The sequence below is a fragment of the Sphingomonas sp. Leaf38 genome, assembly GCF_001421825.1.
In the GTDB taxonomy this organism is placed as follows: Bacteria; Pseudomonadota; Alphaproteobacteria; order Sphingomonadales; family Sphingomonadaceae; genus Sphingomonas.
Window position 1 is genome coordinate 189,711 of record NZ_LMLD01000008.1, and the last position, 14,970, is coordinate 204,680.

The 14,970-nt window shown below is 68.4% G+C and carries 11 protein-coding genes; 1 reads left to right on the forward strand and 10 read right to left on the reverse strand.

Features of this window, described 5'->3' with window-relative positions; genetic code table 11:
* Positions 1 to 199 precede the first annotated feature (199 nt).
* From ASE88_RS02015 to ASE88_RS02030, 4 genes are all read right to left on the reverse strand, one after another.
* Entirely contained in the window at positions 200 to 919 is a 720-nt protein-coding gene (locus tag ASE88_RS02015; protein WP_056474760.1) for an SPOR domain-containing protein, read from the reverse strand.
* Positions 919 to 2,643 (reverse strand): arginine--tRNA ligase, encoded by a 1,725-nt coding sequence (argS, locus tag ASE88_RS02020; protein ID WP_056474763.1) that lies wholly within the window; start codon positions 2,641 to 2,643, stop codon positions 919 to 921. The genes ASE88_RS02015 and argS overlap by 1 nt, the downstream gene beginning before the upstream one ends.
* A gap of 230 nt (positions 2,644 to 2,873) precedes the next feature.
* Positions 2,874 to 4,028, reverse strand: a complete 1,155-nt coding sequence (locus ASE88_RS02025) for a DUF1501 domain-containing protein (RefSeq protein ID WP_056474987.1) — start codon at positions 4,026 to 4,028, stop codon at positions 2,874 to 2,876.
* A gap of 2 nt (positions 4,029 to 4,030) precedes the next feature.
* On the reverse strand, positions 4,031 to 5,500 hold the full coding sequence (locus tag ASE88_RS02030; RefSeq protein ID WP_056474766.1) for a DUF1800 domain-containing protein: 1,470 nt from the start codon (positions 5,498 to 5,500) through the stop codon (positions 4,031 to 4,033).
* A gap of 217 nt (positions 5,501 to 5,717) precedes the next feature.
* Here ASE88_RS02030 and ASE88_RS02035 point away from each other — a divergent pair, with 217 nt between their 5' ends.
* Entirely contained in the window at positions 5,718 to 6,011 is a 294-nt protein-coding gene (locus ASE88_RS02035) for a hypothetical protein (protein ID WP_082466068.1), read from the forward strand.
* Positions 6,012 to 6,245: 234 nt separating this feature from the next.
* Here the strand turns inward: ASE88_RS02035 and ASE88_RS02040 are convergent, their stop codons facing one another.
* The 6 genes from ASE88_RS02040 to ASE88_RS02065 form a co-directional block, all read right to left on the reverse strand.
* The gene (locus ASE88_RS02040) at positions 6,246 to 7,430 is read right to left on the reverse strand and encodes a deoxyguanosinetriphosphate triphosphohydrolase (RefSeq protein ID WP_056474769.1); all 1,185 of its coding nucleotides are present in this window, start codon (positions 7,428 to 7,430) and stop codon (positions 6,246 to 6,248) included.
* The gene (locus ASE88_RS02045; RefSeq protein WP_082466094.1) at positions 7,427 to 9,694 is read right to left on the reverse strand and encodes a tetratricopeptide repeat protein; all 2,268 of its coding nucleotides are present in this window, start codon (positions 9,692 to 9,694) and stop codon (positions 7,427 to 7,429) included. Before ASE88_RS02045 ends, ASE88_RS02040 begins: the two co-directional genes overlap by 4 nt.
* Positions 9,695 to 10,054: 360 nt before the next feature.
* Positions 10,055 to 11,650 (reverse strand): cell division protein FtsZ, encoded by a 1,596-nt coding sequence (ftsZ, locus tag ASE88_RS02050; RefSeq protein WP_056474775.1) that lies wholly within the window; start codon positions 11,648 to 11,650, stop codon positions 10,055 to 10,057.
* Between the two features lie 113 nt (positions 11,651 to 11,763).
* The gene (gene ftsA, locus ASE88_RS02055) at positions 11,764 to 13,026 is read right to left on the reverse strand and encodes a cell division protein FtsA (protein WP_055880042.1); all 1,263 of its coding nucleotides are present in this window, start codon (positions 13,024 to 13,026) and stop codon (positions 11,764 to 11,766) included.
* A gap of 1 nt (position 13,027) precedes the next feature.
* Positions 13,028 to 14,002, reverse strand: coding sequence for a cell division protein FtsQ/DivIB (locus ASE88_RS02060; RefSeq protein ID WP_056474776.1), 975 nt, complete (start codon positions 14,000 to 14,002; stop codon positions 13,028 to 13,030).
* Positions 13,999 to 14,907, reverse strand: a complete 909-nt coding sequence (locus tag ASE88_RS02065) for a D-alanine--D-alanine ligase (protein ID WP_056474778.1) — start codon at positions 14,905 to 14,907, stop codon at positions 13,999 to 14,001. Before ASE88_RS02065 ends, ASE88_RS02060 begins: the two co-directional genes overlap by 4 nt.
* Positions 14,908 to 14,970 lie beyond the last annotated feature (63 nt).

Consider the following 14,970-nt stretch of genomic DNA (forward strand, 5'->3'; position numbering starts at 1 on the left):
AGCTCGTCAGCATTGCCGTGATGGACCGTTGCATGGCGCCAGGATGCCGAGCCGGCGCGCCAGGTCGCAGCACAGCGTCTTGGCTGGGCGGTCGGCCAGATGCCGGCGCGAAACCCGCAAGCGTACGAAGCCCCTGCGCGTGAGGTACTTGCCGGAGTTCGCCCCACGGCAGGGAGTAACGCTCGCGGATCTAGCCCGATCAGCTTGCGACGAAGCAGGTTTCGCCCGCGACGCGCAACCGGCCGCATATATCTGCCGCCTGGTTGGCGCTACCCGCGTTGACGCGCAGACGGTACAATGTACGGCCGCCCGTCGCGACCGGCTGCACCGACTTGCCGAGCGATGCGACGTATCCGAACCGTTTCGAGAAGTTCGTCCATGCGGCATTGGCGGACGCTTCGCTCGGATATGCGCCGAGCTGCACCAGCGATCCGCCGCTGGCCGTACCTGCGCCCGCCGATCGCGATGGCGCCATCGGCGCATCGGCAACGAGTCGTCCGCCAGATGCCGGCACTTGCGCAACCGCGTTTCGGCCGGCGGATCCGGTCGCCTTGGGGGCGGTTTCGCGTTTGCCGGCCACCGGCTTCTCCGGCACGCCGCGAAGGTCGATCGCGCCGTTGCCCGTCTTTCCAGCGCTCGTCGCGATCGCCGACTCGCCCTCGCCCTTGACCTTCATGCCACCGGCATCGTCGGGCTTGACCTTGTAGTCGCCTTCCTGCGCGGCGATCAGCTGGCCGTCACCCGTGGGCGCGCGCTGCTGCAGCTTGTAGATGCCGAAGATTATCCCCGCGAGCACCGCGAGGCCGAGCACGACGAGCGCGATGACGCGGCCGATGCCGACCGTATCCTCATCGTCGGGTTCGACGGTTTCGAGCCAAGGGAGCCGGTCTTCCTCGCGCAGATCCATGTCTTCGGCCATCACTTCATCTCCGAAACCGCTTCGACACCCATGATGGCGAGGCCGTTATGAATAATCTGCCCTATTGCGGACGCCAAGAAAAGACGTGCCGCGGTCGCCTGCGGATCCTCGATCACCAGGAAACGGCGATCGGGACGGTCGTTGCCGACGTTCCACAGCGCATGAAACGCCGCCGCCAAGTCATAGAGATAGAACGCGATTCTATGCGGTTCGCGCGCCGTGGAGGCGATCTCGACGAGCCGCGGGAACTGTGCTGCGAGCTGCACCAGAGCCAGTTCGTCCGTATCAAGCCGGGACAAATCTGCCGAAATCGGCGTAATTCCCGCCTCTTCCGCGCGCCGATGCAGCGATGCGATCCGCGCATGCGCGTACTGGACGTAGAAAACCGGGTTGTCCTTCGACGCCTCGACGACCTTCGCGAAGTCGAAATCCATCTGCGCATCGGACCGCCGCGTGAGCATCGTGAAGCGCACGACGTCCTTGCCGACTTCGCGCACGACATCGGCCAGCGTGACGAAATTGCCCGATCGCTTCGACATCTTCATCGGCTCGCCGTTGCGCAACAGCCGGACCATCTGGACGAGCTTCACGTCGAACCGAGTCTTGCCACCGGTCAGCGCCGCGACCGCCGCGACGATGCGCTTGACCGTGCCGCCGTGATCCGCGCCCCAGATGTCGATCAGCTGATCGGCGCTCTGGCTCTTCTGGAAATGATAGGCGAGATCGGCGCCGAAATAGGTCCAGGATCCGTTCGACTTCTTGATCGGGCGATCCTGGTCGTCGCCGAACTGGGTCGAGCGGAACAGCGGCAGCTCGACCGGCTCCCAGTCGTCGGGCGTCTCGCCCTTGGGCGCCTCGAGCACGCCGTCATACACCAGGTCGCGCGACCGCAGCTCCGCCTCGGCCGCCTCGGGCTTCTTGGCCGCCTGGAGCTCGGCTTCGGACGCGAACACCTCATGCTCGATCCCGAGCAGCGCGAGATCGGCGCGGATCATCACCATCATCGCGGCGACCGCCTGCGTACGGAAGATCGCCAGCCATTCGCTCTCGGGCGCGCCGACATACCGGTCGCCATATTCGGTGGCGAGCGACTGGCCGACGGGGACAAGATAATCGCCGGGGTAGAGCCCCTCGGGGATCTCGACGGTCTCGCCCAGCGCCTCGCGGTAGCGCAGGTGGACCGAGCGCGCGAGCACGTCGACCTGGCCGCCCGCATCGTTGACATAATATTCGCGGATCACGCGGTGCCCGGCGAATTCGAGCAGGCTGGCCAGCGCATCGCCGACCACCGCGCCGCGGCAATGCCCCATGTGCATCGGCCCCGTGGGGTTGGCCGAGACATATTCGATATTGACCGTGATCCCCGCGCCTTGCGTCGACCGGCCGTAATCCGCGCCCGCCGCCGGGATTGCCGCGAGCTCGGCGCGCCACGCGTCGTCGGTCAGCTTCATGTTGATGAAACCGGGCCCTGCGACGCTCGCCGACGCGACGTCCTCGAGCTTCGACAGCTCGGCGACCAGCGCATCCGCCAGCACGCGCGGATTGGTCTTGGCGGGCTTGGCGAGCACCATTGCGGCGTTGGTCGCGAGATCACCATGGCTCGTGTCGCGCGGCGGCTCGACCGTCACATTCTTGCGATCGAGCCCGTCCGGCAGCGTCCCCGCCGCGGTCAGCGTGTCGAGCGCCGCATCGATATGCGCGGCGAAACGGGTATAGAGCGTCATGGCAGTCCCGGTACGTCAAGGAAACGCGCGCTCTAGACCAAAGCCGTGTTGCGCTCAATTTTAATCCCGTGGCGCCCGCGGCCCGCCCCTCCGTCATCCTGACGAAAGTCAGGACCCAGGGTACCAGGGGGTAGCCATCGTGACCCGGAGCCCTGATTTGCGTCAGGATGACGCAGAGTGAGGCCTGGCTCGCGCCGAGACCGCGCCACGCGTAGCCCGCAGCGACCGCCTCACACCCGCACCAGCCCCTCGATCGCCGCCGTCCGCGCGCTCGCCGGAAACAACGCCGCCATCGCGCGCGCCGGCTCGACCCCGAAATGCGCCGACACCGCGCCGCCGATGAACGCATCGAGCTGCATCGTCGGCTTCAGATCGCGCGCCTCGTACAGCGCGGCGGCGGCGAGCCCGGGCCAGTCAGACACGACTCGCCCGCCCTTCACCCCACCGCCGAACAGCATCGCCGCGGTGCCCGTGCCGTGATCCGTGCCGCCCGTGCCGTTGACCGCGACGGTCCGCCCGAACTCGGTCGCGACCAGCACCATCGTGTCCGCCCATAACGGCCCCAGCCCCGCCTGCAGCGCCGCGATCATCGCATCGAGACCCTTCAACTGTGCGGTCAGCCGACCACGCTGGCCGGTATGCGTATCCCACCCGCCCGTCTCGATCATCGCGATTCGCGCGCCATTGTCGGGCGTGAGCAACCGCGCGGCGAGCGCACCGGTCGCGGCGGCATTGCGGCCGCCGTCCTGCCCCAGATCACTGGTCAGCTGGCGCGTCGCCATCGCCTCGCTCCACAGACCGTGCAACTGGGCGTCGCCCTCGTACAGCATCGTCACGCGCTGCAGCAGGTCGTCGGATGCATCGGGCAGGTTCGACGGCGCATAGGACGCCACCTCGCGCCGCCCGCGCAATGCCATCGGCACCGTCGCCGCCACCGCGATCGCGCGCGCCTGGTCCGCGGGCAGCACGCCGAGCAACCGGTTCAGCCACCCGTCGCGCACCTGATACGCGCTCGCGCCGCCCGTCTCGAGCACGTTCTGCCCGTCGAAATGCGACCGATCGCGATAGGGCGAGGCGATCGCATGCGCGAACAGCGCCTGGCCTTGTGTGTACAGCCCCGCGCTCGCCACCATCGCCGGGTGCAGCGCGAACATGCCGTCGAGCTTGGTGCCCGCGGCCAGGTCCGCGGCCAGATCGCCGCGCACGCCCGCGAACGCAGGATCGCCAACCGCGCCGATCATGCCCAGCCCGTCCGCCGCGCCGCGCTGGATGACGAACACGAACCGCTTGTTGGTCGCGGCGCGTGCAAACGCGATGCGCGGCGCGAAGGCGGACGCCAGCACGCCGAGCGTACCGGTCGAGAGAAAGGAACGACGGTCGAGCATGATCATCTCCGCATCGATTCTGGAGCCACCAGCAGCAAGGCCAGCGCCTGCGCCGGGCTTTCCGCGCGCGCGAGGCCTTGCGCGGTCGCGGCACTCAGCGCGCCCGGGAACAGCGTCGGGGCCAGCGCGCGCGCATCGACCGGCCCCGCGCGTGCCGCGAACCGTTCCGCCGCCTCGACCCGGCGCAGGATCGCATCGGGCCCGGCCCAGGCGGCGGCGATATCGTCATAGCCGACCGGCTGCCCCGGCTTCCAGATCGGCTGGCCGAGCTGGTTCATCATGCCCACCGTCACGCCCGGCTGGACCGTCGTCGTCCCCAGCGCGCGCTGCGTCGAGACATACCATTCCCACGGCGACTTGAACTTCACCGGCGGCGTCACCCACGCTTCGGGCGATGCCACCACCGCGCGGTAGACGGTCGGCAGGTCGCCGCCCGAGCTCCGGAACGCCGCCGCGATCCGCGCCACCATCGCCGGCGGCGGCGTGTCGCCCGCAAAATGCCGCGCAAGCTTGGTCGCGATATGCGTCGCGGTCGCGGGATGGACCGCAAGATCGGCGAGCACCGCCTGCGCCTGCGCCTCGCCCGCCGCGGGATAGCGCTTGCCCATCACGATCCGGTCGCCCGGCTGGTGCACGTCGGCCAGGAACACGAACGCGCCGGCCCGCGAATCGTCCTGCACGCGCGCGCCCGGCCCACGGCCGATCCCCGCCACCGTCCAGCCCGTCATCGCCCGCGCGAATTCGGTGACGTCGGCCTGCGTATAGCCGCTGCGGACGCCGAGCGTGTGCAGCTCCATGATCTCGCGCGCGAGATTCTCGTTCAGGCCAGATCGCCGCTTAGCCCGGCGCGCGGCGAACGCGCTGTCGGGGCCGACCGACACCGCCTGGTCGAGATAGAGCAGCATCGCCGGATGCCGCTCGACCGCGTTCAGCATGTCGGCGAACGTGCCGAGCACATGCGGGCGAATCGCCTCGAACTCCATCGGCCCTGCGAGCCCGGTGACCTCGAGCTTGTCGGTCGAGACCGCGAAATGGTTCGCCCAGAAGTGCACCAGCTGCTCGACGAACGGCGCGTCGCTCGTCAGCGCGGCGATGGTCCGCGCAGCGACCGCGGCCCCATAATCGTCGCGGCTGAGCTTGCCCGCCCGTTGCCGCGCCGCCTGACGCGCCGCTTCGCCTGGATCGGCAACAGCCATGGCGGGCCCTGGCGTCGCCATCGACGCGGGAGCCGGTTCCGTCGCAGGCTTCGGCCCCCGCGGACCGAACTGCGCCCGGATCGCCCTCTGCTCCGCGAAATACGCGGAAAGCCCCACCGACACGCTCGCGGTCGAGGGCGCGCCCGCAATCGCGGCGGGCCGCGCATCGAACCGATCGCACTGCCCGAGCACCCATCGCGCTGGATCGCCTGAAGCCTTGTCACCGGGCCTCGCACCGAGACCGAACCGATTGAGTGCAATACTGGAAACGGACACCGACCCTCTCCTTCCCGACCGGTCTGCGCCCGATTTGTCGCGCAACTATGTCGGCAGAGCGGCTCATCGCATCGACAGGTCGGCCCATCGTTGCGCCGCACGCAACCGTAATCGAAGGCTTTGCAATTGCGACTCATGCTGCACTGCAATATTTCTCTAACTCGAGAGTTGGGAGAAGACCTGATCCGGCTCGACGCACAACGCGGGAGAAACGATCATGCGCACTACCTTCAAGATTATCGCCGCCGCCGCCGCCGCGCTCACTTCGACGATCGGCATGGCTGCCGACGAAAAGCAGAGCTTCGTCCACGAAGGCAGCACCTATGTCTACACGACGACGCAAGACGCTGGCCGTCAGGTCATCGATGGCCGTCGCTACCCATCGGGCCAGAAGTTTCACCTGATCGTCCGCGGCAATCACGTCTCGGGCGTGTCGGGCGGGGTTCCGGTCACGTTCAAGACCGCCGAAGCCACCGGCGCAGCGGGCGGCATCGCGTCGGTCACGCGCTGACCTTACGCTGTCGTACGGGCTACTAACACGGCGGTCGGACCTCGGTCCGGCCGCCGTCTTGCGTTACGTGGCCATCCCCTCATCCGCCTCCGTCATCCTGACGAAAGTCAGGACCCAGAGCCATCACGCGCAGCGTCTGGTAACTTGGGTCCTGACTTTCGTCAGGATGACGGGAGGTGGAGAAGGCCAAACCAACAGCAAAAAGTTAGGATCACGGATGACAGTCCGTGACCCTCAAAAGCCCTCGGGCAGATCGATCGGCCCAACCAGCTCGCGATACCGCGACACCGCATACCGGTCGGTCATCCCTGCGATGAAGTCCGCGATATGCCGGCTCCTGTCGGGCTCCGCCGCGGGCAACCGCTCGCGCCATTCCTCCGGCATCGTGGCCGGATCCTCGCGATAGACCGCGAATAGCCCCGACACGATCCCGTGCGCCGCATCCGCCGCCGCCAGCTGGCGCGGATGATGATACAGGTTGGCGTACATGAACCGCTTCAGGTCGCGCTCCGCATCCCTCATTTCGGGCGAGAACCCGACCAGGCATTGTCCCGCCGCGCGCACATCATCGACGCTCGTCACGCCGCTCGCGGCGATCCGCCCGCGCGTCTCGGCGATCAGGTCGTTGACCATCGTCCCGATCTGCGTGCGCACGAGCTCGCCCACCAGCCGCTTCGGCGCGACATCGGGAAAGCGGCGGCGCACATCGTCCCAGCCGCGCGCGACCAACGGCACCGCCAGCATCTGGTCGAGCGTCAGCAACCCCGCGCGCAGACCATCGTCGATATCGTGATTGTCATAGGCGATATCGTCGGCGATCGCCGCGACCTGCGCCTCCAGCGACGAAAAACTCGTCAGCGCCAGCGGAAACTCCGCATCCGCCGCCGCCAGCGCCCAGCCCGGGTTCCGCACCGGCCCGTTATGCTTGGCCAGCCCCTCGAGCGTCTCCCAGGTCAGGTTCAGCCCGTTCCACAGCGGATAGGGCCGCTCGATCGTCATCAACGTGCGCAGCGTATGACCATTGTGATCGAACCCGCCCTGCCCGCCGTCCTCGACCGACGGCATCAGCGCCGCCTTCAGCGCATCCTCGCCGGCATGACCGAACGGCGGATGGCCGATGTCGTGCGCCAGGCACAGCGCCTCGGTCAAATCCTCGTTCAGCGCCAGAGTCCGCGCGATCGTCCGGCCGATCTGCGCCACCTCCAGGCTGTGCGTCAGACGGACGCGAAAATGATCGCCATCGGGCGCCATGAAGACCTGCGTCTTGTGGCGCAGGCGACGAAAGCTGATCGAGTGGATGATCCGGTCGCGATCGCGCTGGAACGCATCGCGCGGCCCCCGGACGGACCCGTTCTGTTCTTCCTGAAGCCGTCCTTTGCTGCGCGCCGGGTCCGAAGCCCAGGGCGCGCGGTAGCTCACTTCGCTGGCAACTTCGTGATTATCTCGCCCGGATCGCTGGTGAAGGTGAACGTCGGAACGCCTTCCTTGGCGAGCTGATTGACGAAGGTGCGCGCCTCCGCATCGGTCTTGAACGGCCCGGCGAGCACGCGGTTGGTCGCCTTCCACGGCGCGGTCCAGCCGCCGCGGCTGCCGAACACGGTCGGCGCCTTGGCCTTGGCCTTCTTCCACGCCTTGGGCAGGTCGCCCTCGGTCGCGCCGGTCGACACCTGCACCCAGACGCGTTCCGGATTGGCGCGCGCGATGCGCTTCTCCTCGGCCGCAGCCTTGTCCGCCGCTAGCTTTTCGGCCGCCGCCGCCTTCTTCTCGGCCAGCGCCTTCTTGTCGGCGATGGCCTTGCGTGCGGCGACCTTCTTGTCCGCGGCCGCCTTCTTGTCGGCCGCCAGCTTGTCCGCCACCAGCGTCTTTGCCGCAATCGCCTTGGCGGCGGCATCGCGCTCGGCCTTGGCGTTCGCCTCGGCCAGCACGCGCCCGGCCTCCTCCGACATCGGCGAGGCCGCTGGCAGGACGCCAGGCGTCACGACCGGCGCAGGACGCATCGGCGCGACGTCAAGCTCGGACGCAGGGATCGAGAGCCCCGCGACGATCCGCGCAAGGATCGAATCCTCGCTGGCCGCCACCGCATGAGTCCGGGGCGTCGCGACGGCGGCCACGGTCGTCGGGGCAACGGGTGTCGGGATGGCTCGGGCCGGCGTAACGGGTGATGGCGTAGACGTACTGGCCAAGCTTTGGGTCGGGGCACTGGAGAAGCCCGGCGTCGGCGTACCTGCGCTTGCGCTCTGGACCGGCGCGTATTGCTGGCCCGGAACCTGTTGAACAGGGACCTGCAGACCAGGTACCTGCTGGATCGCAACCGATCGTGAAGCCGACGCGGAAGCCGCAAGCGCATTGGCCGAGCGCGTCGGATCGGTCCGCCCTTGTCCCACCGGGATCGCCGCCATCTGCGTGGCAACGCCCTGCGGCAGCGTCCCCACCGGTGCCGGCGCCGGCACGACACGCGCCGGCGTGGTCAGCGGAACCGAAGCCGCGGGCACGCTCGGCGGCACGGTGGCGGCAACGACCGAATTCGCCTCGGCGGCCGGGTTGGTGCGGACGCCTTGCACCGGACCGTTCGCCACGTCACGCGACTGCGGCGAAGCTACCGCCCGCGGCGGCAACGTCTGCACCATCTGCATCGGCGCTGCCGCAAGCTGGACCGGGGCAGCATAGGCGGTCGTCGGGACCGTCGGGACGGTACCCGCGGCACCGGGAGCGATCGTCGCGGTCGTCGGAACCGGAGTCGCCGTCGAGCGCGTTACTGCCGCCATCTGGACCCGCTCGGGCTTGTCGCGCCGATCGCGCCTGCCCTTCCTGGTCGAGGTCGCGGCGACCACCGGCTGCGGTGTCACCGCGGCCATCATCACCGGCGCGGTCGGATCCGCCGCTAGCATCCCCATTGGCGGTGCCATCCGTGCGTCCGCGAGCCGCGCGGGCGTCGCGTGGACTTCGCCGAAATGCACCGCGAACGCCCGGTCGCTCGCCGGCAGCGTCGGCAGCCGCTGGAAAAAGGGTTGCAGCCCCTGCGCGGTCCCCGCGGGCATCATCGTCGTCGCGATCTTCGCCGCGCCCGCCACATCGCCGTTCATCGCCATGATGAACGCGCGTGACCGCCACGCACCCCGATCGCTCTTCAGCAGCAAGGGACCGAGTTGTTGCAACGCAAGCTCCTGCTTGCCCGAAATCCCGAGCGACAGCGCATAGCGCCGCGTCGTCTCGTCATCGGGAGCATCGCGCAACGCGACGCGGTAGTCGCGCTGCGCCCGGTCCTGCTGCCCGATCAGGTCATAGGCCAGCCCGCGATCCGCCGCGAACGTGCGTGGATCGAGCCCGAAGCCCTCGGCCTGCGCATAATAGCGCAGCGCCTCGCCCGGCCGCTCGGACCGCACCAAGATCGACGCCATCCCCGCCTTCGCGCGGCCATCGCGCGGGTTCACCTTTTCGGCACGCGCGAACAGCGCGGCAGCGCCACTCAGGTCGCCCAGCCCCATCGACAGGTCGCCCGCCCGGATCAGCGCGTCGATGTCACGCGGGTTGCTGGCCAGCTTGCGCATCTCGTCGCCCAAGCGGTCCGCATCGGTCGTCCCCGGGATCGCCTGAATCATCGCCTGTCCGGACGCCGCGCACGGCACCGCCGCCAGCACGAGCGCCAGCGCAGCAGTCAGGAGATGATGGGACGAGCGGGTCATGAGGATCATCCGTCTAGACCCCAGCCCGACCGAACCGGCAATGTCCGCGACGCGCGCGCGCGGCGAACCGGGCCGGGGCAACGACGAATGCAGCTTCAAGGAGCAAGTAACGGGCGAGGGTTGCGATCTGCGGATTCGTCATAATTAATCTTGAAAAATCGTTCACGCTGAAACGCCGCCTCCCCGGCGGCGGCCGGAGTCCGGTTGGCAGACGGAAATACCGATGGAACGCGCTCCGTTACATCAACCTTGCCAACTGGCCCCGGCCTCCGCCGGGGAGGTTATGTTGGAGGACGATACCTCCACCAATCCATCTGGCCCCGCCGTTCCCCCGCCAGACCGAGAGAACGACGCCCAACCTTACTGGTTGTTCTGCCGGTGCAGGAAGCGCGGAATGTCGAGCGGATCCTGCGGTGCCGCATCGCCCTCTTCCTTCGCTGCGCCCCGCGCCGCATTCGACATACGCTCGAACAGCGTACCGCCAAGCTTCACGCGCGGCGCGGCCGGAACCGCCTCGGGGGCAGCCTCGGCGCCCGGCGCGAGCCAGCGGCGACGCGCGCCACCCTCGTCCGCAGCCGGGGTCGGCACGGGGATCGCCGGGGCGACCGGTGCGCGCGCAGGCGGCACCGGCGAGGCGGAGGCCGGACGCGCAATCGGGCCACGACCATAGGGCTCGTCGGCATAGGTGCGCGGCGCCTGCGGAACATGGACCTGCGCGCTGTGACCCTGTGGTGCGGGTGCCGGTGCGGGCGCAGGTGCCGGGGCAGCCTGTGGGACCATGGTCTCGGCACCGAGCACCAGTTCGTCGTCCGACGCCGATGGCTCGACCTCCGATGACGCGGTCAGGTCAAGCGGCTCTTCGACGGGTGCGGCAGCGGCCGGAGCCGATGCGGATGGCTCGCTCGGACGGAACGACGTGTTTTCGTCAGTCTTGCGCGATCCGAAGCTGAACGAGCGCGTTGGCTCGGGTGCAGCCTCGGGCGGACGCGCATCGGCGTCGATCCCGGTCGCGACGACCGAGACGCGGATCTTGCCTTCCAGCTCCTGGTTGAACGCCGAGCCCCAGATGATGTTGGCATCGGGATCGACCAGGTCGCGGATGTGATTGGCGGCTTCGTCGACCTCGAGCAGGCGCATGTCGTCGCCGCCGGTGATCGAGATGATGACGCCCTTGGCGCCGCGCATGCTGACGCCTTCGAGCAGCGGGTTCGAGATCGCCTTCTGCGCCGCCTCGAGCGCACGGTTGTCGCCGCTCGCCTCGCCGGTGCCCATCATCGCCTTGCCCATCTCCTGCATCACCGAGCGGACGTCGGCGAAATCGAGGTTGATGAGGCCCGGCATCACCATCAGGTCGGTGATGCTGCGGACGCCCTGCTGGAGGACCTCGTCCGCCATCGTGAATGCTTCCTTGAAGGTCGTGTTCGCGTTGGCGATGAGGAACAGGTTCTGGTTCGGGATGACGATCAGCGTGTCGACATACTTTTGCAGCTCGTCGATGCCGCCCTCGGCCGACTTGGCGCGACGGTTGCCCTCGAACGCGAACGGCTTGGTCACGACGCCGACGGTCAGGATGCCCATGTCGCGCGCCGCCTTGGCGATGACCGGTGCCGCGCCCGTGCCCGTGCCGCCGCCCATGCCGGCGGTGATGAAGCACATGTGCGCGCCTTCGAGCATCTTGGCGAGCTGGTCGATCGTCTCCTCGGCGGCCGCGCGGCCGATCTCGGGACGCGAGCCGGCGCCGAGCCCTTGCGTGATCTTGGTGCCCAGCTGGATACGCTGGGGTGCGGTCGACTGCTTCAACGCCTGCGCGTCGGTGTTCGCCACAAGGAAGTCGACGCCTTGGACGTCGGCCCGCATCATGTTGGCGATCGCGTTGCCGCCAGCGCCGCCGACGCCGATCACCGCGATGCGGGGGGCCAGATCGTCCACTTCGGGACTAAGGAATTCGATGCTCATCGCCGTTCTCCGCACAACCCGGTAGATACGCTACGGCCGGGCCCCTGATTAATCTGTGTGCACCAACGTTACGGCCTGTTCCAGCCGAAATAACGCCAGCACCCTCGAAACTCTTAATAATTCGCGCGTGCCGCCTGAATCAACTTGCGGACCATGCCCATGCCCTTTGGTCGGTGCACCGTCGTCCGCTGCGGCGCGAGCCCGCGAAGGTCGATCGGGTTGGTCGCCGCATAAAAGGCCAACCCCGCTAGCGTCGCAAACGCCGGTCCGCCATGCGCTTCCGGCAGCGCGGTCAACCCGCGCGGTCGACCGATCCGGACCGAGCGTCCGAGCGCCTGCTGCGCATAATCGGCGACCCCCTTCAGCTCGGCACCGCCGCCGGTCAGCACGACCTGCCGCCCGACCGGCCCTTCGAACTTCAGCTTGGTGAGCGCATTGCGCACCTCCCCCATCTGATGCTCAAGCCGCTGACGGATCACGCCGATCAGCTGCGCCTTGGTGATCTGCGCCCCCTCGCCTGCGCCATCCTCGGCCGAGATCGGCATGACCGGGATCATGTCGTGATTGTCGCGCGGGCTGGCATTGGCCGAACCGTGGAAGCACTTCATCCGCTCGGCATTCTGCCGCCGAGTCCCGAACGCGCTGGCGATGTCGTCGGTAATGTCCTGCGCACCGATCGGGATCGAGGTCAGCCCGACCAGCATGCCGCCCGCGAACAGCGACACGTTGGTGATCCCCGCCCCCATCTCGACCAGCGCGACGCCGAGCTCGCGCTCCTCGTCGCTCAGGCAGGCGAGCCCCGTCGCGACCGGCGAGGCGATGATCGACTTCACCTCGAGATGCGCCGAGCGCACGCACAGATCGAGGTTGCGCACCGGCGATCCGTCCGCCGCCACCACATGGATGTGCACGCCAAGCCGGTCGGCATGCAGCCCGAGCGGCGTCTTCACCCCCGTCAGCCCGTCGAGCGTATAGAGCGCGGGCTGCGCGTGCAGCACCATCCGCCCCTGCGGATCGATCGAGTTGCGCCCCGCGGCGAGCAACGCATCGATATCCTGCTGCTCGACACGGTGGCCGCCCAGTTCGAACTCGACCTCGGCGACGTCGGACACCAGCCCGCCGGCCGAGAAGCCGACCCAGACATTCTCGATGTTGATGCCCGCGATCCGCTCGGCCTGCTCGACCGCCTCGCGCACCGCCGCCTCGGTCGTCGCCATGTCGGCGATATAGCCGCGCTTGACGCCGCGGCTTTCGCGCTGGCCGGTGCCGAGCACGATCAGCTCGCCCCCGTCGCCCTTCTGCGCGATCATCGCCGAAACCTTCGACGACCCGATATCGAGCGCCGTGATCAGCCCTTCCGGTGCCACCTTCGCCATGTCATCCCTCCCCGCCCGTTACGTTCGCGCCCGCCGTTTGCGACGGGGTAGTCGTATTGTCGCCCGTTTCCGGCGCGCTAGCCCCGACACTGGCCGGCGCCGGCACGTCGACGCTGTGCGCCAGGCTCGCGCCCGGCTTGCGCGCGACCAGCTTGGTCGGATCGCGCATGTCGAACCGGATCCAGCCGCGCCCCAGCAACGGCCGCGCGCCATCCAGCTCGGCGAACTTCACCAGCGCCCGCGGCGCGCCGTCTTCGGGCAGCGCCAACGTCTCGCCGCTCTCGAACGTCAGGTCCCAGCGTCGATTGCCGACCCAGGTCGCCGCCTTGACGCGCGGCTTCAAGGCAGGGGCGGCTGCGAGGAGCGTCTGGTACGACGCCTCCTGCCGATCCGCGCCCGGCCCGATCACCAGCGGCAGGTTCGGGATCGCCTCCGGCTGAACCGGTTCGAGCAGCACGCCCGACGAATCGATCAGCGTCAGCTGGCCATTATCCTGCCACACCGCAGCCGGCGTCCGCTCGACGATATCGACCAGCATGGTGTTGGGCAGCCGCCGCGAGACATGCGCGTCCGCGATCCAGCCATAGCGCAACAGCTTCTGCCGCACCGCCTCCAGATCGACCGACAGCATCGACGTCTGATTCTGCTTGTCCTCCAGCGCGACCGCGTAGACCGACATCCGGTCCATCCGCTTGAGGCCCGTGACCTCGATCTGCTCGACCTTGAAGCCCGCGCGCCCCGCGCCTTCGGCCACCGCCGCACCGATCATGCCGGGGATGCCGACCCACGTCGCCGCCGCGATCGCCACCGCGCCGCCCGCGCCGAGGATCGACCAGGTCGCGATCTTGCGCAGCGTATCCTCGCTGACCGGGAGCATCCCGACCAGCCGGTCCATCGCCGACACCTTCTTGACCGCGACTTTCCGCCGCGGGGCGGGCCGCTTGGGCGGCGGGCCGCGCTTGATCGTGCGGCTCATGGCGAAGGATGGTCCGCGATCGCCTCGTCGACGATCGCCTGCACCAGTTCGGCATAGCTCATGCCGATATGCCGCGCCTGTTCGGGCACCAGGCTCAGCGGAGTCATTCCCGGCTGCGTGTTCACCTCGAGCAGGAACAGCCCGTCGACGCCGCGCTCGTCGTCCCAGCGGAAGTCCGACCGCGACGCGCCCTTGCAGCCGAGCAACCGGTGCGCCTCGAGCGCGAGGCTCTTGCAGGCATCTGCGATCTCGTCGGGGATTTCCGCCGGGCAGACATGCTCGGTCATCCCGTCGGTATATTTCGACTCATAGTCGTACCAGCCGGTCTTGGGCTTCAACTCGGTGACGCCCAGCGCCCGATTGCCGAGCACCGCGGTCGTCAGTTCGCGCCCGCGAATATAGGGCTCGGCGAGCAGCTCCTCGAAATCGATCCACGGCCCGAGGCTGTCGCGCGCGATCGGGTTGCCGTAAGTGCTGCTGTCTGTGACGATCGCGACGCCCACCGACGACCCTTCGTTGACCGGCTTCAGCACATAAGGCCGCGCCATCGGATCGCCCTCGAACAGCTCCGCCGACTTGACGATCCGCCCGCCCGGCATCGGGATCCCCGCAGGCACCAGCAGCAGCTTGGTCAGCACCTTGTCGATCGCGATCACCGACGTCGCCAGCCCCGAATGCGTGTAGCGCACGCCCATCAGATCGAGCAGCCCCTGCACCGAACCATCCTCGCCAGGCGTCCCGTGCAGCGCGTTGAACACGAGATCGGGCTGAGCCTCCGCCAACCGCGCCGCGACGTCGCGCCCCATATCGATCCGCGTGACGCGGTGCCCGAGCGACTCCAGCGCATCGGCACAGCCATTGCCCGACATCAGCGAGACCTCACGCTCCGCCGACCAGCCGCCCATCAGCACCGCGATGTGAAGAGGCGCACTCACTGCTCCCCTCCCGCTTGCGGGAGGGGTCGGGGG